Annotated in this window: 23 protein-coding genes; 12 read left to right on the top strand and 11 right to left on the bottom strand. The window is 75.5% G+C overall.

What is annotated here, in order from left to right; genetic code table 11:
• The first annotated feature begins 55 nt into the window (after positions 1-55).
• Complete coding sequence (locus BKA21_RS17315) at positions 56-859, top strand: alpha/beta fold hydrolase (RefSeq protein WP_140460201.1); 804 nt, start codon at positions 56-58, stop codon at positions 857-859.
• Positions 860-912: 53 nt separating this feature from the next.
• The gene (locus tag BKA21_RS17320) at positions 913-1,704 is read left to right on the top strand and encodes an esterase/lipase family protein (protein WP_239072892.1); all 792 of its coding nucleotides are present in this window, start codon (positions 913-915) and stop codon (positions 1,702-1,704) included.
• Positions 1,705-1,767: 63 nt separating this feature from the next.
• On the opposite strand, the gene BKA21_RS17325 is transcribed toward BKA21_RS17320, so the two are convergent.
• The 8 genes from BKA21_RS17325 to BKA21_RS17360 form a co-directional block, all read right to left on the bottom strand.
• Entirely contained in the window at positions 1,768-3,267 is a 1,500-nt protein-coding gene (locus tag BKA21_RS17325; protein WP_373308190.1) for a DHA2 family efflux MFS transporter permease subunit, read from the bottom strand.
• A gap of 180 nt (positions 3,268-3,447) precedes the next feature.
• Positions 3,448-4,173, bottom strand: coding sequence for a 5'-methylthioadenosine/S-adenosylhomocysteine nucleosidase (gene mtnN, locus BKA21_RS17330; RefSeq protein WP_140460202.1), 726 nt, complete (start codon positions 4,171-4,173; stop codon positions 3,448-3,450).
• On the bottom strand, positions 4,170-4,625 hold the full coding sequence (locus BKA21_RS17335) for an S-ribosylhomocysteine lyase (RefSeq protein ID WP_140460300.1): 456 nt from the start codon (positions 4,623-4,625) through the stop codon (positions 4,170-4,172). Before BKA21_RS17335 ends, mtnN begins: the two co-directional genes overlap by 4 nt.
• An 81-nt stretch (positions 4,626-4,706) precedes the next feature.
• Complete coding sequence (locus BKA21_RS17340) at positions 4,707-5,573, bottom strand: NAD(P)H-hydrate dehydratase (RefSeq protein ID WP_140460203.1); 867 nt, start codon at positions 5,571-5,573, stop codon at positions 4,707-4,709.
• A complete protein-coding gene (locus BKA21_RS17345; RefSeq protein WP_140460204.1) occupies positions 5,566-6,306 on the bottom strand; it encodes a histidine phosphatase family protein in 741 nt (246 codons plus the stop codon). The genes BKA21_RS17340 and BKA21_RS17345 overlap by 8 nt, the downstream gene beginning before the upstream one ends.
• A gap of 49 nt (positions 6,307-6,355) precedes the next feature.
• Positions 6,356-6,595 carry a hypothetical protein gene (locus BKA21_RS17350; RefSeq protein ID WP_140460205.1) on the bottom strand — a complete coding sequence of 80 codons (240 nt, stop codon included), beginning with the start codon at positions 6,593-6,595 and terminating at the stop codon, positions 6,356-6,358.
• A 108-nt stretch (positions 6,596-6,703) separates the two neighbouring features.
• The gene (locus tag BKA21_RS17355) at positions 6,704-7,621 is read right to left on the bottom strand and encodes a DNA-3-methyladenine glycosylase family protein (protein WP_239072891.1); all 918 of its coding nucleotides are present in this window, start codon (positions 7,619-7,621) and stop codon (positions 6,704-6,706) included.
• 5 nt (positions 7,622-7,626) lie between these two features.
• A complete protein-coding gene (locus BKA21_RS17360; RefSeq protein ID WP_140460301.1) occupies positions 7,627-7,998 on the bottom strand; it encodes an RNA-binding S4 domain-containing protein in 372 nt (123 codons plus the stop codon).
• A 203-nt stretch (positions 7,999-8,201) separates the two neighbouring features.
• Here BKA21_RS17360 and BKA21_RS17365 point away from each other — a divergent pair, with 203 nt between their 5' ends.
• Positions 8,202-9,422, top strand: coding sequence for a GDSL-type esterase/lipase family protein (locus BKA21_RS17365; protein WP_140460206.1), 1,221 nt, complete (start codon positions 8,202-8,204; stop codon positions 9,420-9,422).
• Between the two features lie 84 nt (positions 9,423-9,506).
• Positions 9,507-10,742, top strand: a complete 1,236-nt coding sequence (locus tag BKA21_RS17370; protein WP_140460207.1) for an amidohydrolase — start codon at positions 9,507-9,509, stop codon at positions 10,740-10,742.
• 61 nt (positions 10,743-10,803) lie between these two features.
• Here BKA21_RS17370 and pgi read toward each other — a convergent pair whose 3' ends face one another.
• Positions 10,804-12,486 carry a glucose-6-phosphate isomerase gene (gene pgi, locus BKA21_RS17375; protein WP_140460208.1) on the bottom strand — a complete coding sequence of 561 codons (1,683 nt, stop codon included), beginning with the start codon at positions 12,484-12,486 and terminating at the stop codon, positions 10,804-10,806.
• Between the two features lie 101 nt (positions 12,487-12,587).
• Between pgi and BKA21_RS17380 the strand changes: the two genes are divergently transcribed.
• Positions 12,588-12,929, top strand: a complete 342-nt coding sequence (locus BKA21_RS17380) for a hypothetical protein (protein ID WP_140460209.1) — start codon at positions 12,588-12,590, stop codon at positions 12,927-12,929.
• Here BKA21_RS17380 and BKA21_RS17385 read toward each other — a convergent pair.
• Positions 12,916-14,169, bottom strand: coding sequence for a pectate lyase (locus tag BKA21_RS17385; protein WP_140460210.1), 1,254 nt, complete (start codon positions 14,167-14,169; stop codon positions 12,916-12,918). The genes BKA21_RS17380 and BKA21_RS17385 overlap by 14 nt on opposite strands.
• Positions 14,170-14,362: 193 nt before the next feature.
• On the opposite strand from BKA21_RS17385, the gene BKA21_RS17390 reads away from it, so the two are divergent.
• Positions 14,363-15,313 carry a PfkB family carbohydrate kinase gene (locus tag BKA21_RS17390; protein WP_140460211.1) on the top strand — a complete coding sequence of 317 codons (951 nt, stop codon included), beginning with the start codon at positions 14,363-14,365 and terminating at the stop codon, positions 15,311-15,313.
• 10 nt (positions 15,314-15,323) lie between these two features.
• On the opposite strand, the gene BKA21_RS17395 is transcribed toward BKA21_RS17390, so the two are convergent.
• A complete protein-coding gene (locus BKA21_RS17395) occupies positions 15,324-16,664 on the bottom strand; it encodes a pectate lyase (RefSeq protein WP_140460212.1) in 1,341 nt (446 codons plus the stop codon).
• A gap of 398 nt (positions 16,665-17,062) precedes the next feature.
• On the opposite strand from BKA21_RS17395, the gene BKA21_RS17400 reads away from it, so the two are divergent.
• From BKA21_RS17400 to nagB, 6 genes are all read left to right on the top strand, one after another.
• Positions 17,063-18,238, top strand: coding sequence for an ROK family transcriptional regulator (locus tag BKA21_RS17400; RefSeq protein ID WP_140460213.1), 1,176 nt, complete (start codon positions 17,063-17,065; stop codon positions 18,236-18,238).
• 73 nt (positions 18,239-18,311) lie between these two features.
• Positions 18,312-19,598 carry an extracellular solute-binding protein gene (locus BKA21_RS17405; RefSeq protein WP_140460214.1) on the top strand — a complete coding sequence of 429 codons (1,287 nt, stop codon included), beginning with the start codon at positions 18,312-18,314 and terminating at the stop codon, positions 19,596-19,598.
• An 86-nt stretch (positions 19,599-19,684) separates the two neighbouring features.
• Complete coding sequence (locus BKA21_RS17410) at positions 19,685-20,644, top strand: carbohydrate ABC transporter permease (protein WP_140460215.1); 960 nt, start codon at positions 19,685-19,687, stop codon at positions 20,642-20,644.
• A complete protein-coding gene (locus BKA21_RS17415) occupies positions 20,641-21,567 on the top strand; it encodes a carbohydrate ABC transporter permease (protein WP_373308189.1) in 927 nt (308 codons plus the stop codon). Before BKA21_RS17410 ends, BKA21_RS17415 begins: the two co-directional genes overlap by 4 nt.
• Positions 21,568-21,570: 3 nt before the next feature.
• Positions 21,571-22,563, top strand: a complete 993-nt coding sequence (locus tag BKA21_RS17420; protein ID WP_140460216.1) for an ROK family protein — start codon at positions 21,571-21,573, stop codon at positions 22,561-22,563.
• Complete coding sequence (nagB, locus tag BKA21_RS17425; protein WP_140460217.1) at positions 22,563-23,345, top strand: glucosamine-6-phosphate deaminase; 783 nt, start codon at positions 22,563-22,565, stop codon at positions 23,343-23,345. Before BKA21_RS17420 ends, nagB begins: the two co-directional genes overlap by 1 nt.
• Positions 23,346-23,376: the final 31 nt, after the last annotated feature.

Below are 23,376 nucleotides of genomic sequence, written 5' to 3' on the forward strand. Positions count from 1 at the left end.
CCCCACCCCGGGGCCGCCCGGTCCGCGGCGAGCCGCGGTGCGAGCTGGAGGACCGATGCCGCAGACGGTGCGCGGGTCGCAGGCACCGAGCGGGCTGAACGTCCGCATCGACCGGGTGCGGCTGGGCGGGCTGGCCCTGCGCACGTGGACGACGTGGATCGACGCGACGCACGACGTCCCCCTCGAGGACCGGCACGACATCGTGCTCGTGCACGGCCTCGGCGTGAGCTCGCAGTACTTCGAGCGGCTCGCGGTCGTGCTGGGGCGCGTCGGTGCCGTGCACCTGCTGGACCTTCCCGGGTTCGCGGGCGTGCCGCGCCCGCACGGGCACCTGGAGATCACCGACTTCGCCGAGCTGATCGCGCGCTGGGTGCAGCACGCCGGGCTGGAGCGCCCGACCTTCGTGGGGCACTCGATGGGCTCGCAGATCGTCACCGAGGTGCTGGCGTCCCACCCCGGCATCGCCACGCACGCCGTGCTGGTGGGGCCGCCGGTGAACTCCCGCGAGCGGTCGGTGCCGCTGCAGGCCGCGCGCCTGCTGCAGAGCTCGTGGCACGAGTCGGCCCGCACCCGGGCGGTCGCGCTCCAGGGGTACGTCGAGTGCGGGCCGCACTGGTTCGCGTCGGTGCTGCCGCGGATGCTGCGCTACCCGATCGAGGAGCGGCTGCCCGCGGTGGACGTGCCCGTCGTGGTGGTGCGCGGCGAGCACGACCACGTGGCGCCGCGCGCGTGGGTCGCCGAGCTCGCGGACCTCGCGCCGCAGGGCCGCTGGGTCGAGGTGCCCGGCGCGTCGCACGCGGTGATCTACGAGCACTCGCGCCAGGTCGCGGACCTGGTGCTCGAGCACGTCGGCACGTAGCGGCACGGCGTGCGGCGCCAGGTGCCGCACGCCGGGAGCGCAGGGGAGGCGCGGTGGGCAGGACGTGGGGGGCGGCAGGGGCGGGACGGGCCGCGGCGCGCGCCCGGGAGGTCGCCGGGCGGGCTGCCGCCTGGGGGCGTGACTACGCGTGGATCGCCGGGGCGCAGGGTCGGGCGGTGCTGCGCCCGCCGGACCCGCGGGCGCTGGCCTCGGGGCACCGCGCCCCCGTGGTGCTGCTGCCGGGCATCTACGAGACGTGGCCGGTGATGGCCACGCTCGCGCGGGCGCTGCACGCCGCCGGGCACCCGGTGCACGTGGTGCCCGCGCTGGGGCGCAACCACCGGCCGCTCGACGCGTCGGCGCGGCTCGTCGCGCGGCGGATGGCGTCGCTCGACCTGACCGGGGCCGTGCTGGTGGCGCACTCCAAGGGCGGCCTGATCGGCAAGCTCGTGCTGGGCCTGCCCGCCGGTGCGCCCGCCGCGGACGGCACGCGCACCGGGCGCGCGGTCGGGCTCGTGGCGGTCAACACCCCGTTCGCCGGGTCCGCCTACGCCCGGTGGTTCCCGGTGCGGGCCGTGCGTGCGCTGTCACCGGGCGACCGCCAGGTGCTGGCCCTGGCGCGGGAGGTGGCCGTGCACGCCCGCGTGTGGTCGGTGCACGCCCGGTTCGACCCGCACGTGCCCGCCGGGTCGTGGCTCGCCGGAGCCGTGAACGTGCGGCTCCCGCTCGACGGCCACTTCCGCGTCCTCGACGACCCGCGCGTGCACGCGGTCGTGCTCGACGCGGTCGAGCAGCTCGCCGCGCCGCGCGAGGGACCGCCGGACGAGCCCGCCCCCGGCCGGTGACGTCGTCCCGGTCGGGGGCGGGCAGGTGCGTCGGTCGGTGCGCGACGCGGGCCGCGGCGTCCGTCAGTGCGCGACGACGGCCGGGGCGTCCGCCGGGGCCGGGCGCACGCCCAGCGCCAGCGGGATCGCGACGAGCGTGAGCACGCCGCCCACGAGGAACGCCGCGTGCGTGCCGGCCGCGGTCGAGGCGACGAGGTCGGCGCCCCCGACGGTCGCGCTCGTGCTCACGGCGGTGAGCACCGTGACGAACACCGCCGTGCCGGCGGCCCCGCCCACCTGCTGCACGGTGCCGATCATGGCGCTGCCGTGCGAGTACAGCCCCGGGGCCAGCGATCCGAGCGCCGACGTGAACAGCGGCGTGAACACCAGCGCGAGCCCGACCGACATGGTCATGTGCGCCGCGACCAGCATCCACGGTGCGCTCTGCTCGCCCAGCAGGGTCAGCCCCCACACGGCGGCGGACACCGCGACGGTGCCGGGGACCAGCAGCGGGCGGGGCCCGAACCGGTCGTACCCGCGGCCGACGAGCGGGGCCAGCAGGCCCATGACGAGGCCGCCGGGCAGCAGCAGCAGCCCGGTGGCCAGCGTGTCGAGGCCGAGCACCCGCTGCGCGTAGATCGGGATCATGATGATCACGCCGAACAGCGACATCATCATGATCGCCATGGTGGCGACGGCCGAGCCGAACGTCCGCGACCGGAACGTGCGCAGGTCCAGCAGGGCCGCGTCGGTGCGCTGCAGGCGCAGCTGGCGCGCGACGAACAGGCTCAGCGCGGCCCCGCCGACGACGAGCGCGACGACGGTGCTCGCGTGGACGGTGCCGGTGGCGGCCTCGCCCAGGTGCGACAGGCCGAACACGAGCCCGCCGAACCCGAGCGCGGACAGCACGACGGAGAGCACGTCGATGCGTGCGGTCCCGGGGGTGGTGACGTCGGTCAGGCGCAGGGCGCCCAGCACGAGCGACCCCAGCGCGATCGGCAGCACGAGGCCGAAGATCCACCGCCACTCGAGGGTGCTGAGCACCAGCCCGGACAGGGTCGGGCCGAGCGCCGGCGCGACGGAGATGACGACGGAGATGTTGCCCATCGTGCGTCCCCGCCCCGCGACGGGGGTCACGGTCATGACCGTCGTCATCAGCAGGGGCAGCATGATCGCGGTGCCGCCGGCCTGGACCACGCGCCCGACGAGCAGCACCTCGAACCCGGGCGCGAGCGCGCACACCAGCGTGCCGGCCGAGAACAGGCCCATGGCGGTGAGGAACGCGGTGCGCGTGGTGACGCGCTGGAGCAGGAACCCGGTGACGGGGATGACGACGGCCATCGTCAGCAGGAACCCGGTGGTCAGCCACTGCCCGGTGGCCGCGGTGATGCCGAGGGAGTCCATGAGCGACGGCAGCGCGACGCCCATGGTGGTCTCGTTGAGGATGACGATGAACGTCGACGTCAGCAGCAGGCCGACCGCGAGGCGGTGGGCCGGGGTCATCGAGGTCGGGGCCACGGGGGCCGGGCCGGCCGCCACGGGTGGCGGGGCGTCGGTGGTCAGGGGGCGCGTGGCGTCGGTCACGGGGTCTGCCTGTCTGCTCGTGCGGGACGCGGGCACGCCGCCCGCGCGGGCGGCCGCCGGGGCGTCCTCAGTCTCGTCCCGACAACCCGGGGACGGGCAAGGTGATTCCCGCGGCGGCGTCAGGGGCAGACCGCCGTGACCGCCCGGACTCGTCGGGCGGCCACGGCGCAGGTGCGTCGCTCAGCCGGCGACGACGGCCCGCAGAGCGGCCACGACCACGGCCGCCGAGCGGTCCGCGGCGTCGTCGACGTGCGTGAGGAAGTCGTCGTCGGCGGCGGGCCCGCACAGGTCGGAGATCCCGCGGACCGTGACGAACGGCACGGCGTACTGGTGGCAGGTCTGGGCGAGCGCGGCCGACTCCATGTCGGTGGCGAGCGCCTCCGGGAACGCCGTCCGCAGCCCGTCGACGAGGCCGGCGTGCACGAACGCGTCGTTCGACAGCACCGTGCCGACGAGGACCCGCTGGTCCGCGGTCCCGAGCGCACCGGCGGCCGCGACGACGGCCTCGTCGCCCGGGTAGGTCGCGGGCATGCCCGGCACCTGGCCGAGCTCGTACCCGAACGCCCGCGCGTCGGCACCCGCGTTCACGCAGGTCCGGCCCACGACGACGTCGCCGACGTGCACGCCGACGCCCAGCCCGCCGGCGCTGCCCGCGCTGACCACGACGCGCGGCCGCACGCGCTGCAGGGCGACCGCCGCCGCGGCGGCGGAGTTCACCATGCCGATGCCGCACTGCACGAGCAGGACGCGCACCCCGTCCAGGTCGAGCACCCGCTGGCGGGCGTGCCCGACGACCTCCTCGGCACCGACCTCGCGGGCCAGCGCGAGCAACGGGGCGCACTCCTCGGTCATCGCGACGACGACGACCGCGTCGACGGACCCGGCCGGGTCCGCTCCGGCGCTCATGCGCGCGTCACCTGCGCCCAGCCGTCCCGCGCGGCGAGGAACGTGCGGGCAGCCTCCTGCGCACCGGTGAGGGTGTGGTTGGCGCCCCACCCGCACTGCACCTCGTTGGCGGCGGGCACCTCCGTCGCGCCGAGCACGTCGGTCAGCGTCGCGGCGACCAGGTCGGCGACCTCCGCCTCGTCCCACCGGCCCTGCAGCATCAGGTAGAAGCCCGTCTGGCAGCCCATGGGGGAGAAGTCCAGGACGCGGTCGGAGTGGTTGCGCGAGTGCTCGGCGAACAGGTGCTCGAGGGAGTGCACGGTCGGCATCTCCAGGTGCGCGGCGTTGGGCTGCGTGAACCGGACGTCGTACTTGCTCAGCACGTCACCGGCGGGCAGCACCTTGAGGTCGGCGAGCCGGATGTACGGCGCGTCCACCGTGCGGTGGTCCAGGTTGAAGGACTCGACGTTCATACGGGGTGTGTCCACGGGCCCATCATCCGCCACGACCACGCCGCACGACCACGACGACCCGGGTCACGTCACCGTCGGGCGTCAGCGCGCGCGGAGCTCGGTGAGCACCGCGGGCAGCTCGTCGACGAGCTCACGGGCCAGGGAGCCGAGCAGCCCGACCCGTGCCGCGAGCCGGTCGCCGGCGGTCCCGTGGGCCGCGACCGCGAAGCACGCGGCCTGCGCGAGGTCCGCACCGCGGGCGACGAGACCGCCGACGGCCCCCGCGAGCACGTCGCCGCTGCCCGAGGTCCCCAGGCCCGCGTGCCCCGTCGCGCTGCGCCAGACCCGCCCGTCGGGCGCCGCGACGACGCCCGCGCACGCCGCGACCACGCCGTACTCGTCGGCGACCCGCACGGCCAGGTCGTCGCCGTCCGCCTCGTCGAGGCCCAGCAGGTGGGCGGCCTCCGTCAGGTTCGGCGTGAGGACCGCGCGCCCGGCGACGGCCGCGCGGACGTCGGCCGCGTCGCGCAGCACCCCGAGCGCGAACGCGTCGAGCACCACCGGGACGCGCCCCGGCGCCGCGTGGGCCACGGCCCGCAGCAGGGTCAGCGTGCCCTCGGGCTCGTCGAGGCCCGGGCCCACGACGACCACGTCGGCGCGCGCCAGCTCACGGTCGAGGGCGTCGTCGTCGACCGGTGCGTGCGGGCCCCCGCGCGCGTCCTCCGGGAGGGCGAGGACCCCCGACTCGGGCACCGCCACCGCGAGCGCGGGCGCGACGGACCCGGCCACCGCGGCCGTCAGCCGGCCCGCGCCCACGCGCAGCGCCGCCGTGCCGGCCAGCAGCACCGCCCCCGGCGTCCCGCGCGCGCCCCCGACGACGAGCACGCCGCCGCGCGCGTCCTTGCCGCCGGTCGGCTCGGGCAGCGCCCAGCCGCGCAGCAGCGCGGGTGTCAGCAGCTGCTCAGGCACGGCCGTCACCCGTCCCGTCGTGCTCGGTCACCCGCACGTCGGTGAGGTGGTCGACGTCGTCCCAGGTGCGCAGGTGCCAGGCCTCGCCGTCGTGGTCGAACCTGCTCAGCGACGCGTTGCGCACGCTGCCGTCGCGCACCACGTCCATGAGCTGCTCCTCGTCGAGGTCCTGCAGCACGTAGCGGGCCAGCGCGACCACGGCGTCGTGCGCGACGAGGAGCACGGACCGGCCCGCGTCGCGGGCACCCAGGTCGCCGAGCGCGGCCCGCAGGCGCAGCGCGACGTCCGCCCAGGACTCCCCGCCGGGCGGCCGGTGGTACATCTTGCCGAGCCGTCGTCGGCGCTCCGCCTCGTCCGGGTGGCGGGTCCGCACGCCGTGCCGGGTCAGCCCGTCGAGGATCCCGAGCTCACGGTCCCGCAGCCGCTCGTCGACGCGCAGGTCGGGCGTCAGCCCCGCCGCGTCCAGCGCGGTGCGGGCCGTCGCCAGGGCACGCGCGTACGGCGAGCACCACACGACGTCGGGCCGGACGGCCGCGCCCAGGGCCCCGAGGGCGTCGCCGAGGGCACGGGCCTGGGCGAGGCCGAGGTCCGAGAGCGGGGTGTCGGCGTCGCGGGTGCCCACGTCCACGGTGGGGGCGCCGGCCCGCTCCGCCGCGGTGGCCGCGACGTTGCCGACGCTCTCGCCGTGGCGCACGAGCAGCAGCACGCGCGGTCGGGCGGGGCTCGAGGTCATCGCTCCACCGTGGCAGCGCCGCCGCCGGGCCGCACGCGGAGCAGGCGCGTCAGCCCCGGGCCGCCCGGTCCTCGAGCGCGGGCATGACGCCCATCGGGATCGCGTACGCGAGGCCGAAGAGCACGATCCCCGCACCGACCACGACCATCCCCGTGGTCCCCTCGAGCGTGAAGCCCAGCGTGAGCAGCGCGAACGCGCCGACGAAGGCGGCGAACGCGAGCACCGCCCCGACCACCCGCCCCGGGTCGGGTCCCACCTGGTCGCTGGTCGTGCGTCGGTCGTCGTCCACGGGTCCTCCTCCGGCCGGCGGTCGTCCTCGCAGCTCGTCCTGGCGGCCATCATGCGCCCGCCACGTCCCCGGCACATCCCGGGCCGGCCCCGGGCGGACGTCCGTCCGTCAGCGCATCGGCCGGGCCCGTGCCGCCCGGGGGCCGTACGTCGGCATCCGGCCGCGGTACGCGCGCTCGAGGAGCACGACCACCCGTTGACGGTGGCCCGCCCACGGTGCCAGCAGGTGCAGCATCCCGGCGTCGTCCGCGCGCCGGCCGGTCAGCGCCCAGCCCACGAGGTGCGGCAGGTGCGCGTCGCCGACCTGCACGGCGTCGGGGTCGCCCAGCGCCCGTGCCGTCGTCTCGGCCGCCGTCCACGGGCCGATGCCGACCACCGTCCGCACCCGGCGGGCCAGCTCGTCGGGCTCCAGGTCCGCGGTGAACCGGTGCGCGACGACGGCCGCGCGCTGCACTGCGCCCGAGCGCTGGGCGTCGACCCCGGCACCGCGCCACTCCCACACCGGCAGCGACGCCCACACCCCCGGGGCCGGGCACACCCGCAGCCCGGCCGGGGCGGGGCCCGGGGCCGGCTCACCGTGCCGCAGCACCAGCCGGCGCCACGACGCGTGCGCGTCCAGGCCCACGACCCGCTGCTCCAGCACGGCCGTCACGAGCGTCGGCCAGACCTCGCCCGAGCGGGGCAGCCGCAGGTCGGGGTGCGCCCGGGCCGCGGCGTGCACCGCCGGGTGCAGGTGCGCGGCGAAGCCCGTGACGTCGTCGAGGCGTCCCAGCAGCCCGGGAACGTCGGCGAGCGCGGCGCGCGCCCCCGGGCCCCACGCGTGCGCCTCGACACCGTCCGGGCGCGCCCGCAGCCGCAGGGTGGCGGGCCCGTCCGGCGTGGGGCGCCCGTGCCACACGCCGTCGGGCGTCGCGTGCCACGTCGGGTCGCCCGCACCGCGGCGCAGTCCCACCGCGGTGCGCAGCGCGACGGCGGGGGCCGCCACGACGACGCTCGCATCCCCGGCGGGTGCCGCGCGCGCGTCCACCGGCGTCAGCGTCCGCGCAGCCGGTCGATGTCGCGGCGCTCGCGCTTGGTGGGTCGGCCCGCGCCGCGGTCCCGCTGGCCGGCCATCGCCACGTGCTCGCGCGGCAGCGGCGCGGGCGACCGGTCGAGGTAGCAGGCGCGGGCGACCTCGGCGGAGACCCGCTTGACGAGCAGGCGCTGGACGACGACGAGGCGCTCGCGCTCCCCGCCGCGGACCTGCACCTCGTCGCCGGGCACGACGAGGGTCGCGGGCTTGGCGCGCTCGCCGTTGATGCGCACGTGCCCGGCGCGGCAGGCGGCGCCCGCGGCGGAACGGGTCGGGAACAGCCGCACGGCCCACGTCCACGCGTCGACGCGCGCCCGCACCACCTCGGCCATGCCACCTCCTGCGACGGACCCGACGTCGACAGCCTGCCACGCCCGGGCCCGTGCCCGCGCTGGGCCGGCCCGCCGCTGGACCGGCGCCGGACCGGCGGCGGGGCGGCCGTGCGAAACGCTTCGTGCCCTGCCCGCGCCGCGCACTCCGCGGGACGCTCGGCCCGTCCCGCGTGCGCGGGCCCGTCGTCGAAGGAGAGACCACCATGCGCCCTGCCGCGCGCCCCGCACCCGACCGGGTGCCGCACCGTCCGCCCGCCCCGTCCCGTCGGGGCGCCGCCCTGGCGGCCCTCGCCGCGCTGGTGCTCGCCGTGCTGGCCGGGGTGGCCGGGCCCGCGGTCGCCTCCACGGGGACCGCCCCGTCGACGGTGCCCGCCGCGGTCGCCGAGCCGGTCCGCGTCATGGCCCTCGGCGACTCCATCACGGGCAACCCCGGCTGCTGGCGCGCGCTGCTGCACCAGCGGCTGGTGGCCGACGGGCACGCGATCGACATGGTGGGCACGATGCCGCCGCAGGGCTGCGGGATCGCCCACGACGGCGACAACGAGGGCCACGGCGGCCTGCTCGTGACGAACGTCGCGGCATCGGGGGAGGCTGCCGGCTGGTTCGCGGCGACGCGGCCGCAGGTCGTGCTCATGCACTTCGGGACGAACGACGTGTGGAGCGCCCGCACGCCGCAGCAGATCCTCGACGCGTACACCACGCTCGTCGGGCAGATGCGTGCGGTCGACCCCCGCGTGGTCGTGGTCGTGGCGCAGATCATCCCGGTGGCCCCGCCGACGTGCGCCGAGTGCCCGGCGCGGACCCAGGCCCTGAACGCGGCGATCCCGGCGTGGGCGGCGGCGACGTCGACCGCGGCCTCGCCGGTGCGGGTCGTCGACCACTGGACCGGGTGGGACCCGGCGCGCGACACCGGCGACGGCGTGCACCCCAACGACGCCGGGACGCAGCGGATGGCCGCGACGTGGTACCCGGCCGCGACCCAGGCGCTCGCGCTCGTGCCCGGGGGGACGACGCCGACCCCCACGCCCACGCCCACCGTGACCCCCACGCCCACCCCGACCCCGACGGTCACGCCCACCCCGACCGCGACCCCCACCCCGACGCCCACCCCGACACCCACCGCGGTGCCGGCGGCGTGCACCGCGACGCACACGGTCGTCAGCGCGTGGCCCGGCGGCTGGGTCGCCACCGTGCGGGTCACCGCCGGGTCGGTGCCGCTGCAGGGCTGGACGGTGCGCCTCGGCGTGCCGGCCACCGCCGTCCAGCACTCCTGGAGCTCGGTGCTCACGGCCGACGGCGCGGGGGTGCGCCTGACGAACGCCGCCTGGAACGGCGCCCTCGCGCCGGGCGCGTCCACCGAGCTCGGCTACCAGGGCACGGGCACCGCCCCGACCGCCCCGTCGGTGGGCTGCACGAGCCCCTGACCTGCACGGGCCGCCCTCCCGGCCCCGGCCGGCCGTCCCGCCGCCACGGCGGGGCGGTCGGCCGCCCGACCTACGGTGGAGGTCATGACCTCCCCCTCCACCAGCCCCTCGGTCGTCGCCGTCGTCGGCGGCCACGTCGTCCCCGTCTCGTCCCCGCCCGTGCCGGGCGGCACCGTCCTCGTCGTCGACGGGCGCATCACCGCCGTCGGTGCGGACGTCGAGGTGCCCGCGGGCGCCCGGGTCGTCGACGCGACCGGTCGCTGGGTGCTGCCCGGCTTCGTCGAGGCGCACGGGCACGTGGGCCTGCACGAGGAGGGCGAGGGCAAGGCGGGCGACGACACCAACGAGATGACGACGCCGAACACGGCCGCGGTCCGCGCGGTCGACGCGGTCAACGTCGACGACGAGGGCTTCCGCGACGCGCTGTCCGGCGGCGTGACGTCGGTCGTGGTCAAGCCCGGGTCGGCCAACCCGATCGGCGGTCAGTCGGTGGCCATGAAGACGTGGGGCGGGCGCACGGTCGACGAGCAGGTGATCTCCGCGTCGGTCTCCGTGAAGTCCGCGCTGGGGGAGAACCCGAAGCGTGTCTACGGCGAGCGCAGGCAGCTGCCGTCGACGCGGCTGGGCACGGCCCTGGTCATCCGCGAGGCCTTCACCCGGGCCCGGCACTACGCGGCCGCGCGGGCCGCCGCGGCCGGCAAGGGCGAGCCGTTCGCCCCCGACCTCGCGCTCGAGACGCTGGCGCGCGTCCTCGACGGCGAGCTGGTCTGGGACCAGCACGTGCACCGGCACGACGACATCGCCACGGCCCTGCGGCTCGCGGACGAGTTCGGGTACCGGATGGTGGTCAACCACGGCACCGAGGCCCACAAGATCGCCGACGTCCTGGCCGAGCGGGACGTGCCGGTGGTGTTCGGCCCGATGCTCACCAGCCGGTCCAAGGTCGAGCTGCGGGACCGGGCGATCGGGCACCTGGCGACGCTCGCGGCGGCGGGCGTGCGGGTCGCGATCACCACCGACCACCCCGTGGTGCCGATCAACCTCCTCGTGCACCAGGCGTCGCTCGCGGTCAAGGAGGGGCTGCCGCCGCAGACCGCGCTCGAGGCGCTGACCGTCAACCCCGCGTCGTTCTTCGGCCTCGACGGCCGCGTGGGTGCGCTCGAGCCGGGGCGCGACGGGGACGTCGTGCTGTGGTCCGGCGACCCGCTGGACGTGATGTCCCGCGTGGAGCACGTGCTCGTCGAGGGCCGGACGGTCTACACGTGGGACGCGCAGGCCGGCGTCGGGCGCGTGGTGGAACGCTCCGCCCGCTTCGCCTGACCCGCGCGACGAGCGACGACGACGCCGCCCCCGGCCGGGGACGGCGCCGTCGTCTGGTGCGTCAGCCGCGCAGCTCCAGGTAGCGCCGGATCAGCGCCTGCGTGGACGGGTCCTGCGCCGCGAGGGCGGCGGCGTCGCCCTCGACGGCCGGGGCGATCTCCATCGCGAGCTTCTTGCCGAGCTCGACGCCCCACTGGTCGAAGGAGTCGATGCCCCACACGACGCCCTGGGCGAACGTGATGTGCTCGTACAGCGCGACGAGCTGCCCCACGACCGCCGGCGTGAGGGCCGGGGCGAGGATCGACGTCGTCGGGCGGTTCCCCGAGAACACCCGGGCCGGGACGATCGCCTCGGCCGTGCCCTCGGCGCGGACCTCCTCGGCGGTCTTGCCGAACGCGAGGGCCTTGGTCTGCGCGAAGAAGTTCGCCAGGAACAGGCCGTGCACGTCGGTGCCGCCGTCCGTCAGCGGGTACGCGGGGTTGGCGACGGCGATGAAGTCCGCCGGGATGAGGCGGGTGCCCTGGTGGATGAGCTGGTAGAACGCGTGCTGCCCGTTGGTGCCGGGCTCGCCCCAGAACACCTCGCCGGTCGCGGTGGTCACGGGCGTGCCGTCCCAGCGCACCGACTTGCCGTTGGACTCCATCGTCAGCTGCTGCAGGTACGCGGCGAAGCGGTGCAGCTGCTGGGCGTACGGCAGCACGGCGTGCGTGTGCGCCCCGAGGAAGTTCACGTACCAGACGTTGAGCAGGCCCATGAGGAAGGGCACGTTCTGTGCCAGCGGGGTCGTGCGGGTGTGCTCGTCGACCGTGTGGAAGCCGGCCAGCAGCTCGCCGAACGCGTCGGGGCCGATCGCGATCGCCAGCGACGTGCCGATCGCGGAGTCGACGGAGTAGCGTCCGCCGACCCAGTCCCAGAAGCCGAACGCGTTGGTCGGGTCGATGCCGAAGTCCGCGACCTTGTCCAGGGCCGTCGAGACCGCGACGAAGTGCTGCGCGACCGCACCCTGCCGGTCGGCGTCGGTGTCGGCGATGTGCCCGCCCGCGAGCAGTCCCTCCCACAGCCACGTCCGGGCCAGCCGGGCGTTGGTGAGGGTCTCCAGGGTCGTGAACGTCTTCGACGCGACGATGAACAGCGTCGTCGTCGGGTCGAGGTCCGCGGTCTTCTGCGCGAGGTCCGTGGGGTCGATGTTCGAGACGAACCGGACCTCCAGGCCGTCCTGCACGTACGGCTCGAGGGCCTCGTACACCATGACGGGGCCGAGGTCGGAGCCGCCGATGCCGATGTTGACGACGGTGCGCACGCGCTCGCCCGTCACCCCGGTCCACTCGCCGGAGCGGACCTTCTCGGCGAACGCGAAGACCTCGCCGAGCACCCGCTGCACGTCGGCGTCGACGTCCTGGCCGTCGACGACCAGCGGCGGCTCCGCGTCCGCGGGGCGTCGCAGGGCCGTGTGCAGCACCGCGCGGTCCTCGGTGACGTTGATGTGCTCGCCGCGGATCATGGCCTGGTACCGGTCGGCGAGCTGCACCTCCTCGCCGAGGCGGACCAGCAGGGCCAGCGTCTCGTCGGTGACGAGGTTCTTCGACAGGTCGACGGTGAGGTCGCCGAGCTGGTGGGTCAGGCGCTGCGCGCGGCCCGGGTCCTCGGCGAACCAGCCCCGCAGGTCGGGGGTCAGGGTGCTCTCGTGCTCGGAGAGGTCCTGCCACGCGGACGTGGTCGTCGGGTCGATGGGCGGGGTGGGCACAGGTGCCTCCGGGGGTCGGTGCGGTCGGTCAGGCCTCACCGTAGGACCCCGGCGGCACCCCGTGCACGGGACGTCGGTCGGGGCACCCGTACCGTGGGGGCGTGCGAGGACCGGTGTGGGTGGTGGCGGCGGCAGGACTGGTGCTGGGTTTCGCGGCGGCGCAGGTCACGGGCCTGCGCTGGCTGGGTGGTGCGGTGCTGCTCGCGGCGGGCGCCTGGTGCGTCGTCCGGGCGTGGCCGCGGGTCGGCCCGGCGCGCACGGTGCTGGTCGTGGCCGTCGCGCTGGTCGCGTTCGTGGCGTCCCACCTGGCGGCCGACGTGGTCGGCCCGTGGGCGTCGGTGCTGACGGCCGCGGCCGTGCTCGGCGCGACGACGTGGTGGGTCGTCGACCGTGCACGGCCGCGGGTCGGTGGCGGGGGTCAGGCCCCCGTCACCGGTAGGTGATCGCGGACGTCGAGTACCCGCACGCGGTGCTGGGCCCCGAGCTGATCTTCGTCGGCTCCCCGGACGTCACGCCGCGGTACTCCTCGCACACCACGACCTTGCGCGAGGCGTCGTTGACGATCGTGACGCCGGTGAGCGTGGCGCGGTCGCCGTAGTTCGAGTTGATCCCGACGAGCGACGACGCGGGCGTGGTGACCTGGACGTTCTCCACCCGGACCGTGCGGGCGTGCTGCGTGGAGCAGTTGCCGCACGAGCGGTACAGCTTGCCGAAGCCGGAGGCCTGGAAGTTCCGGATGACGAACGTGCCGGGGCCGTTGTGCTGGAACACCTTGTCCGAGGCCAGGCGCGCCCCGCCGCCGACGACCGTCATGGTCTGCGAGGCGCTGGTCCCGCGGAACGTCGCGGCGTCCTCGCCGACGTCCTCCCACCACACGTTCTCCAGCGTGCAGGTGCCCGTGCAGTGGATGCCGTCGGCGGCGCCCGTGCCGAGGATCACGTTGCGGAGCACGGCCCCGTCGGCGAGCCGGACCATCGGGTCCTGCCCCTCGTCCTGCCCCTCGTCGCCGAGCCCGTAGTACCGGACCATGCCCATGTCGCGCGTGCCGGAGATCGCGATGGTGGCCGAGACGTCGACCTGCCCGGTGGCGGTCGGCCACGCGGGGAAGCCGGTGCCGGGGCTCGACCCGACCGACCCGACCGCGACGAGCTGCCACTGCTGGTTGTACTGGTTGAGGTTGGTCAGCTGGGTGATCGTGGCGCCGTCGGCCGTGGACCGGTCGGTGACGGTGACCGCCTTGCCGGAGTGCCGGTTGAGCAGCCGGACCCGACCGCCCTCGGAGTCGGAGAGCCGGAAGTGCTGGTTGGTGGCGTTCAGGTCGGTGAACTGCCGGAACGACGCACCGTCGGCGGTGCTCCACTCCCACAGGTCCAGCGCCTTGCCCGAGTGCCGGTTGACCAGCCGGTACCAGCCGTCGCCGGCGGCGACGAAGCGCCACTGCTGCCAGGCGCCGTCGTTGCGCGCCCACTGCTGGACCACGGCGCCGTCGGCGGTGGACCAGCCGGCGACCTCCATGGCCTTGGTGCTCTGCCGGTTGACCAGCACGTACCAGGTGCTCGTGTCGACGGTCGCGGCCTGTGCGCCCACGGCCGTGCCCACGCCGACGCCGGCGGCCAGGACGGCGGCGACGACGGCGCCGACGACCGCGCGCCAGCGGCGCCGCGGTCTCGGGTGCTGCTGCATGGTTCCTCCTCGCCCGTGCGGCCCGCGGACGGGTGCCCGCGGGGTGCGGTGCGCGCCGGACGACCGGGGAACCGGGCGGAACGGCGTCAGAAACCGCTTTCTTGCCCTGCTCGAGCAGTGCAGCAGCCGCGCGCGGGTGCGGGCGAGCCCGTGAAACGATTCGACGCCGGGGTGCCCGGGGGAGGATGGCGACGTGGATCCCAGGCTGGTGTGCTGCGGGCTGACGACGCTCGACGTCGTCCAGGTGGTCGAGCGGGTCCCGGGCGCCGACGAGAAGGTCACCGCCCTCGCGGGCCACGTCGCCTTCGGCGGGCCCGCCGCGAACGCCGCGGCCACGGCCGTCGCGCTCGGCGTGCCCGCCACGCTCGTCACCGTGCTCGGCGCCGGCCCGGTCGCCGCGGCCGCCCGGGCCGGGCTCGCGGACCGCGGGGTGACGGTCGTCGACCTCCTCGACGGCGTCGCGGACGCCGCCGGGTGGCAGCTGCCCGTCTCGACGGTGCTCGTCACGGCCGGCACGGGGGAGCGGGCGGTCGCCTCCGCCAACGGCACGGGCCTGCCGGCCGACCTGCTCGGCCGCGCGGCTGCGTCCGTGCTGCCCGCCGCGCTCGCGGGCGCCACGTGCGTCCTGGTCGACGGTCACCACCTCGGCGCGGCGGTGCCGCTCGCGCGTGCCGCGCGGGAGCGGGGTGTGCCCGTGCTGCTCGACGGGGGGAGCTGGAAGCCGGGTCTGGACCGGCTGCTCCGGGTCGTGGACCACGCGGTGCTGTCGGCGGTCTTCACCGTCCCGGCGGGTGCCGCGGGGGAGTCCCTCGGAGCGGGCAACGGTGCGGCCGCGGTGGACGCGCTGCTCGACGTCGTGGCGGGCCTGGGGCCCGTGACGGTGGCGCGTTCCGCCGGCGCCGGGCCGGTCCGGGTGCGCCGGACCGGCCCGACGGGGGTCGTGCGGGAGGACGTGCGGCCGCCGTCGGTCCCGGCGGACGAGGTGGTCGACACCCTCGGGGCCGGGGACGTGCTGCACGGCGCGGTCGGTGCCGCGCTGGCCGGCGGTGCCGGCCCGGTGGAGGCGCTGCGGTCAGCGGTGCTGACCGCAGCGCGCTCCGTCCGTCACCCGGGTGCGCTCGGCTGGGCCGACGCCGCCGGGTGACGGAGCGCGATCACTTGTAGGTGATCGAGGAGGCGGTGTAGCCGCACGCGGCGCTCGGGCCGGACGAGATCTTGCTCGGCTCGCCGGAGGTCACGCCCTTGTACTCGTCGCAGATCGAGATCTTCTTCGACGAGTCGCCGACGATCGTCACGCCGGAGAGCGTGGCCTTGTCGCCGAGGTTGGAGTTGATGCCGACCAGCGACTTGCCGGGCGCCGTGATCAGGACGTTCTCGACCTTGACCGTGCGGGCGTACTGCTTGGAGCAGTTGCCGCACGAGCGGTAGAGCTTGCCGAAGTCCTGCAGCTGGAAGTTCTTGATGACGAACGTGCCGGGGCCGTTGTGCTGGAACGTCTTGTCCGACGCCGAGCGCGCGCCGCCGCCGTTGACCGTCATGGTCTGCGAGGCGGAGGTGCCCTTGAAGGTCGCGGCGTCCTCGCCGACGTTCTCCCACCACACGTTCTCGAGGGTGCAGGTGCCGAGGCAGTGCACGCCGTCGGCCGCGCCCTCGCCGAGGATGACGTTCTTGAGGACGGCGCCGTTCTCGAGCTGGAACATCGGCGGCTGACCCTCGGTCTGGTCGCCGGACGACAGGCCGTAGTAGCGGACCATGCCCATGTCCCGGGTGCCCGAGATCTTGATGGTCGCCGTGACCTTCTGCTGGCCGGTGGCGGTGGGCCACTTGGCGAACGAGCCCGCGGCGGGCGCGGCCGTGGCGGAGGCCGAGGCGCTCGGCTTCGGGGTGGCGGAGGCCGACGCGGACGGCTTGGGCGTGGCCGACGGCGTGGTGCCGCCGGTCGCGGCGCCGACCCGCTTGATCTCCCACTGCTGGTGGTAGGACTTGCCGTCCGTGCCGGTCTGGATCGCGGCGCCGGCCTTCGTCGAGGCGCCCGTGATCTGCAGGACCGTGCCGGTGGTCGTCGCCAGGCGCACGTAGTCGCTCTGGACAAGCGTCTTCCAGCGCTGGTTGGTGGCGCTCGTGTCGGCGGCCTGGGTGACGGTGCTGCCCGACGGCACGGTGACCGCGAGCCCGGAGGCGCGGTTGATGAGGCGGTAGGTGCCGCCCGACGCGGTCGCGAAGCGGAACTGCTGCGACGTGGCGCCCGTGGCGGCGGCCTGCGTGAGGCCGGAGCCGGCGGAGGTGCCCTGCGCCTGGAGCACGAGGCCGCTCTTGCGGCTCGTGATCGTGTACCAGGAGGTGGTGTCGACCGGGTCGGAGGCCGCGAACGTGACGCGGGCGACCGCGACGGTGGTCAGGAGCGCGAACGCCACGGCGATCGCGACGGCGACCGGCTTGGGGAGGCGTCGTGCGCTCGGGCGGAACCGGGCGGGACGTGCGACAGGTGTGCTCATGTCTGCTCTCGTCGGAGGGGGCGGCGAGCGCCGTCGGACTGGGACGGCCGCGTGTGACACCCGTGGGGTGCCTCGTGACCAGCAGCGACACTAGGGCGGTTCGTCCGGTTCGGGGTGGTTCGTGGGATGAGAGTTGCGTGAGGTTCGACGGCCCCCTGTGCACGTGCACAGGGGTGGTGGTCCCGGCGGCCCGCGTGCCACCGGGCGGGGGTCGGGCTGCAGGCCGCGGGGCGACGGGCTCGTCCTGTGCTGCCAGCAGGGCGCTGACCTGCTACGACGCCCTTCTGTCACGGCCCGTGGTCGGTCGCGATTCGGCGCTGTGAACGTCCGGTCACAAGGTGATCACGGTCACGTTCGGGTCTTGACGGGCGATTTGTAAGGAAGGTCTACTAACAAACGTGACGACAGGGACCAGGCCGGCCGCGGCGCCGAGGCAGGGGGTGGGGCGCGCGCTGCGCCCCACGACCAAGGTGCTGCCCGAGCACGCCCGGGCGCACAACCGCTCGCTCGTGCTGGGGCACCTGTTCCACCACGGCCCCTCGTCGCGCGCCGACGTCGCCCGCAGCTCCGGGCTGACCCGCGTGACCGTGTCCGACCTCGTCGCCGCTCTCATCGCCGAGGGGCTCGTCGCCGAGCTCGGCGTGCGCACCGAGGGCAAGGTCGGCAAGCCCGCCACCCTCGTGGGGCTGCGCAGCACCGACCACGCCGTCGTCGCCGTCGACCTCACCGACGACGAGACCGCCCGCGGCGCCGTCATGACCCTCACCGGCGACGTCGTCACGCGCCGCTCGGCGCCCTGGCAGGGAGGGACCGGCGACGCCGCCGTCGCGACCGTCGAAGGGCTGTGCGCGGCGCTCGTCGCCGCGGCCGAGCGCCCCGTCATCGGCGTGGGCATCGCCTCCCCGGGGGTCATCGACGACGCCGGGGTCGTGCTCGAGGCGCCCAACCGCGGCTGGTCCGGGGTGCCCCTGGCCGCCCACCTCGCCGCCCTGCTCGACGCGCCCGTGCACGTGGCCAACGACGCGAACACCCGGGCCCTGCGCGAGCACACCTACGGGGGAGCGGCCGCCAGCACCATGACCGTCACCGTCGGGCAGGGCGTCGGTGCCGGGCTCGTCGTGGACGGTGCCCTCGTGCGCGGACGCGGGCACGCGGCCGGCGAGATCGGCCACGTCACCGTCGTCGACGAGACGACGCCCGGCGAGACCCCGCAGCCGTGCGCGTGCGGGCGCCGCGGCTGCCTCGAGACCGTCCTGAGCGCCCCGGCCCTGCGCCGGCGCACGGCCGGTCTGGGCCCCGAGGACTCCGACGCCGCGCTGGCGTCGGTCGGACGGATGCTGGGGCGGACCCTGGCACCCGTCGTCAGCGCGCTCAACCTCGCCGAGGTCCTGCTCTCCGGCCCGCCGGAGCTGCTCGACGGACCCCTGCGGGAGGCGACGCTCGCCACCGTGCGCGACCGCACCATGCCCGTGATCGGGCACGACCTGCGGGTGCGCGCGGCGGCGTCGGACGAGGACGCGGCACTGGCAGGTGCCGCGGTCCTCGTCCTCCAGGGCCAGCTCGGGATCACGTGACGACCCCGAGCCGGCCGTCCTGCAGGTCGGAAGTGCACCCCCCGGCGCCGTCGCAACGACGGCAGCCTCGCTCATGGGAGGAAACCCCAACGTGAAGATCCTACGTTTCGCGGCCGTCGGTGCGGCGGCGGCGCTCGTGCTCACGGCGTGCTCGTCCGGCTCGACCGGCGGCGGCGCGACCGACGACGCCGAGGGCGCCGAGATCCGCGTCTGGCTCGTCGGCACCGACACGCCCGACGAGGCGCGCGAGCTCCTCGTCGAGACCTTCGAGGAGGAGAACCCCGGCTCGACCCTCGTCATCGAGGAGCAGGCCTGGGACGGCCTCGTCGACAAGCTCACCACCGCGCTGTCCGGCTCGGACAGCCCCGACGTCGTCGAGGTCGGCAACACCCAGGCCCCCACGTTCACGTCCGCCGGCTTCTTCGCCCCGCTCGACGACGTCCGCGAGGACCTCGGCGGCGACGACCTGCTGCCCGGGTTCGTCGAGGTCGGCACCTGGGAGGACACGTTCTACGCGGCCCCCTACTACGCCGGCTCGCGCGTGGTGTTCTACAGCGAGCAGATCCTCGGGGACGCCGAGGTCCCCACGACGCTCGACGAGTACGTCGAGGCCGCCAAGGCCGCCCGGACCGACGAGCACTCCGGCGTCTGGTTCCCCGGCCAGGACTGGTACAACATGCTGCCCTTCGTGTGGGAGAACGGCGGCTTCGTCGCCGAGCAGGGCGACGACGGCACCTGGGAGGCCGGCTTCTCCTCCGAGGGCGGGATCGCCGGGCTCGAGCAGGTCCAGGACCTCTTCGAGAACGCGTCCAACGCCCCCAAGGACGGCGACGAGACCAACCTGCAGGTGCCGTTCTGCGAGGGTGCGACCACGTTCCTGTCCGCACCGAGCTGGGTGAAGTGGTCCGTCGTGGCCCCCGCCGACGCCGAGGTGCCCGGCTGCCCCGACACCTACGGGTCCGACCTGCACGCGTTCGCCCTGCCCGGCGCCGACGGCGGCGCGGCCGAGGTCTTCGCGGGCGGCTCGAACATCGCGGTCGCCGCACGCTCCGAGCACCCCGAGCTGGCGACGTCCGCGCTCGAGATCATGCTCTCCGAGGAGTACCAGACCATCCTCGCGGGCAACGGGCTCATCCCCGCCAAGGTCTCGCTCGCCTCGGCGCTGCCCGACGACGAGATCACCCAGGCCGCCGCGACCGCCGCGGCCAACGCCCGGCTCACCCCGGCGTCCCCGCGCTGGGGGGACGTCGAGGCGCAGAAGGTCATCCAGGACGCGCTCGTCCAGATCGCCCAGGGCGGCGACGTCCCGGAGATCGCCGCCGAGCTCGACGCCACCATCGAGTCGATCCTCAACGGCTGACCCGACCCGCGCCCGCAGGCGCACGCCGGGCCCCGGCACCACCCGGGGCCCGGCGCGCGCCGAGGCGTCCCACGCGAAGGACACCGATGAGCTCCACGACCCTGCAGGCCGCGCCCCCCGGCGCCGCCCCCGTCCCGCGGGCCTCCCGCGCGATCGGCACCGGGCGCCTGCTGCCCTGGCTCCTGCTCGCCCCCAGCCTGCTCGCCCTCGCCGTCATCACCGGCTACCCGCTCGTGCGGATGCTGTGGCTGTCGCTGCACGAGTACGAGCGCGCCCAGCTCATGGGCGTGCCCGCCGAGTTCGTCGGCCTGGCCAACTACACCGACACCCTCACCGACGCCCGGTTCTGGTCCGTCGCCGCACGCAGCTTCGGCCTCATGGTCGTCTGCGTCGTCGTGACCATCACCGTCGGCACGCTGCTCGCGCTGCTGCTGGCCCGGCTCGGACGCGCCATGCGCCTCGTGCTGTCCGTCGGGCTGCTGCTCGCCTGGGCCATGCCCCCGCTCGCCGCCATGCTCGTGTGGGGCTGGATCTTCGACACCCAGTACGGCGTCGTCAACCACCTCCTCACCGCCGCGACGGGCACCAGCTGGATGGGCCACTCGTGGCTCATCGACCCGCTGCAGTTCTTCGCGGTCGCGAGCCTCGTCATCGTCTGGGGCGCCGTCCCGTTCGTCGCGTTCACGCTCTACGCGGGCTTCTCGCAGGTCCCCGGCGAGGTGCTCGAGGCCGCCCAGCTCGACGGCGCGAGCGCCGCCCAGCGGTTCTTCCGCGTCCAGGTGCCGTTCGTGCGGTCCATCTACACGGTGCTGATCGTGCTGTCGATGATCTGGGACCTCAAGGTCTTCACGCAGATCTACGTCCTGCAGGGCATCGGCGGCATCAAGTCCGAGACGAGCACCCTCGGCGTCTACATCTACGAGATGGGGATGGGTCAGGGGCACTACGGCGCCGCCAGCGCCATCGCCGTGCTCTTCACCGTGATCATGCTCGTGATCTCCGCGTACTACGTGCGCGCGACGGTCAAGGAGGAGGGGGACCTGTGAGCCTCGCACCCGCCGCGCCCGTGGCGACCGCCGCCGCGCGCGCCCTGCGCCCCGCACCGCCCGGCGCCGTCCGCCGGCCCCCGCTGCGCCGACGCGCCGCCACCTGGGGCTGGGGCCTGGTCGCGCTCGTCGTGTCCGCCGCCTTCGCCTTCCCCGTCTACTGGATGCTCAACACCTCGCTCCTGCCGACGGACGAGATCATCGGCCCCCGCCTGCACCTGTGGCCCGACGAGCCGACGCTGCGCAACTACGGCACCGCGATCTTCGAGCAGGAGCGCTCCCCGTTCCTGCCGGCGCTCGGCAACTCCCTGACCGTGACGTTCGGGGTGCTCGTCGCCTCGATGCTCTGCGCGTTCGTCGGGGCCCTGGCCGTCACGCGCTTCCGGTTCCGCGGGCGCCGCGCGTTCGTCCTGTCGATCCTCGTCGTCCAGATGATCCCGGGCGAGGCCATGATGATCTCGGTCTTCCAGCTCGTCGACGGGTGGCGCCTGCTCAACACCGTCCTCGGGCTCGGGCTCGTGTACCTCGCCGGCGTCCTGCCCTTCACCATCTGGACCCTGCGGGGGTTCGTCGCCGGCGTGCCCGTCGAGCTCGAGGAGGCCGCGATGATCGACGGCTGCTCCCGCGGGCGCGCGTTCTGGGCCATCACCTTCCCGCTGCTCGCCCCCGGCCTCGTCGCCACCGGGGTGTTCGCGTTCCTGCAGGCCTGGAACGAGTTCATGATGGCGCTGATCATCATGCAGCGGCCCGAGTCGATGACCCTGCCGGTGTGGCTGCGGACCTTCCAGCAGGCCACCCGCGCCACCGACTGGGGCGCCCTCATGGCCGGCTCGGTGCTCGTCGCCGTCCCGGTGATCGTGTTCTTCCTGCTCGTGCAGGGTCGGATGACCGGGGGCCTGGTCTCCGGAGCGGTCAAGGGCTGAGCGATGCGCACCACGACCCTCGCGGACGAGGGCGCACCTGCCGTGCCCGCCGCGGTCGCACCGGGCTGGTCCGTCGGCGTCGACATCGGCGGCACCAAGGTGCTCGCCGCGCTGCTCGACCCGCACGCCACCCTCGTCGGCACCCACCGCGCCCCCACCGTGCCGGGGCCCGACGGGCTCGTCGACGCCGTCGCCACGGCCGTCCGCACGCTCGCCGCCGAGCACGGTGTGCCCCCGGCCGCGCTCGTCGGCGTCGGCGTGGGCGTGCCCGGCGTCGTCGACCCCGGCGCGGGCAGCGTCGAGCACGCCGTCAACGTCGGCGTCACCCACCGGTTCGCGCTCGCGGACGCGGTCGCCGACGTCCTCGGCCTGCCGGGGCGCGTGCACCTGGAGAACGACCTCAACGTCGCCGTGCTGGGTGCCGAGCACGCCGTGCCCGCCCCGCCCGGGACGGGGCGCGACCTGGCGTTCCTCGCCCTCGGCACCGGGGTCGCCGCGGGCCTGCTGCTCGACGGGCGGCTGCGCCGCGGCGCGCACCGTGCGGCCGGCGAGGTCGGGCACCTGACGCTCGTGCCCGACGGGCTGCCGTGCAAGTGCGGGCAGCGCGGGTGCGTCGAGCAGTACGCGTCCGGCAGCGCGCTCGACGCCGCGTGGCCCTCTCGCACCGGGAGGCCCTCGCCCGTGGAGGTGTTCGAGGCCGCCGCGGCTGGCGACGCGCAGGCCCGCGCCGTCCGGGACCGGTTCGCCTGGGCCGTCGCGTCGGCCGTGCGGGTGCTCGTGCTGACCTGCGACGTGGACCGCGTCGTGCTGGGCGGCGGCGTCGCCCGGCTCGGCGAGCCGCTGCTCGGCGCCGTGCGCGCCGTGCTGGAGGACGAGTCGCGCGCGTCGCCGTTCCTGGCGTCGCTGCGCGTGGCCGACCGGCTGCGCCTGGCGCCGCCGGACGTGCCGGTCGGCGCCGTCGGCGCCGCCCTGGTGGGACGAGGAGAGGTGGACTGATGGAGGTCGTCATCGCGCCGGTGGCGCGGCTGGCGCAGCTCGCGGCGGACGCGGTCGAGCGGCTGCTCGTGACGCGCCCCGACGCCGTGCTGGGCCTGGCGACGGGCTCGAGCCCGCTGGCCGTGTACGACGAGCTGGCGCGGCGGCACGCCGAGCGCGGGCTGTCGTTCGCCCGGGCGCGCGGGTTCCTGCTCGACGAGTACGTGGGCCTGCCGGCGGACCACCCGCAGCGGTACCGCACCGTGATCGAGACCGAGCTCGTCTCGCGCGTGGACCTGCCGTCGGACGCCGTGCAGGGCCCCGACGGCCTGGCGGCGGACCTGCCGGCGGCCTGCGCCGCGTACGAGCGTGCCATCGCCGACGCGGGCGGCGTGGACCTGCAGGTGCTCGGCGTGGGCACCGACGGGCACGTGGCGTTCAACGAGCCGGGCTCGTCGCTGGCCTCGCGCACGCGCATCAAGACCCTCACGCGCCAGACGCGCGAGGACAACGCCCGGTTCTTCGACGGCGACGTCGACGCCGTGCCGACGCACTGCCTGACCCAGGGCCTGGGCACCGTGCTGGAGGCCCGGCACCTGGTGCTCGTCGCGACCGGCAGGCACAAGGCGCAGGCGGTGCACCAGCTCGTCGAGGGGCCGGTGACCGCGCTGTGGCCGGGCTCGGTGCTGCAGATGCACCCGCACGTGACCGTCCTGGTCGACGACGCCGCGGCGAGCCGGCTCCAGCTGGCCGACCACTACCGGCAGACGTGGGCCGACAAGCCGTCCTGGCAGACGATCTGAGGGGAGAGGATGCCAGGGTGCGGGGGGAGGC

This window comes from Cellulomonas oligotrophica, assembly GCF_013409875.1.
Taxonomy (GTDB): Bacteria; Actinomycetota; Actinomycetes; order Actinomycetales; family Cellulomonadaceae; genus Cellulomonas; species Cellulomonas oligotrophica.

Bases quoted from the DNA above. Each gene is read 5' to 3' on its own strand.
- BKA21_RS17315 (WP_140460201.1), top strand. From the start codon at position 56: ATGCCGCAGACGGTGCGCGGGTCGCAGGCACCGAGCGGGCTGAACGTC.
- BKA21_RS17420 (WP_140460216.1), top strand. From the start codon at position 21,571: ATGCGCACCACGACCCTCGCGGACGAGGGCGCACCTGCCGTGCCCGCC.
- BKA21_RS17335 (WP_140460300.1), bottom strand. From the start codon at position 4,625: ATGAACGTCGAGTCCTTCAACCTGGACCACCGCACGGTGGACGCGCCG.
- BKA21_RS17365 (WP_140460206.1), top strand. From the start codon at position 8,202: ATGCGCCCTGCCGCGCGCCCCGCACCCGACCGGGTGCCGCACCGTCCG.
- BKA21_RS17370 (WP_140460207.1), top strand. From the start codon at position 9,507: ATGACCTCCCCCTCCACCAGCCCCTCGGTCGTCGCCGTCGTCGGCGGC.
- BKA21_RS17360 (WP_140460301.1), bottom strand. From the start codon at position 7,998: ATGGCCGAGGTGGTGCGGGCGCGCGTCGACGCGTGGACGTGGGCCGTG.
- nagB (WP_140460217.1), top strand. From the start codon at position 22,563: ATGGAGGTCGTCATCGCGCCGGTGGCGCGGCTGGCGCAGCTCGCGGCG.
- mtnN (WP_140460202.1), bottom strand. From the start codon at position 4,173: ATGAGCGCCGGAGCGGACCCGGCCGGGTCCGTCGACGCGGTCGTCGTC.
- BKA21_RS17405 (WP_140460214.1), top strand. From the start codon at position 18,312: ATGGGAGGAAACCCCAACGTGAAGATCCTACGTTTCGCGGCCGTCGGT.
- BKA21_RS17385 (WP_140460210.1), bottom strand. From the start codon at position 14,169: ATGCAGCAGCACCCGAGACCGCGGCGCCGCTGGCGCGCGGTCGTCGGC.
- BKA21_RS17345 (WP_140460204.1), bottom strand. From the start codon at position 6,306: ATGACCTCGAGCCCCGCCCGACCGCGCGTGCTGCTGCTCGTGCGCCAC.
- BKA21_RS17410 (WP_140460215.1), top strand. From the start codon at position 19,685: ATGAGCTCCACGACCCTGCAGGCCGCGCCCCCCGGCGCCGCCCCCGTC.
- BKA21_RS17395 (WP_140460212.1), bottom strand. From the start codon at position 16,664: ATGAGCACACCTGTCGCACGTCCCGCCCGGTTCCGCCCGAGCGCACGA.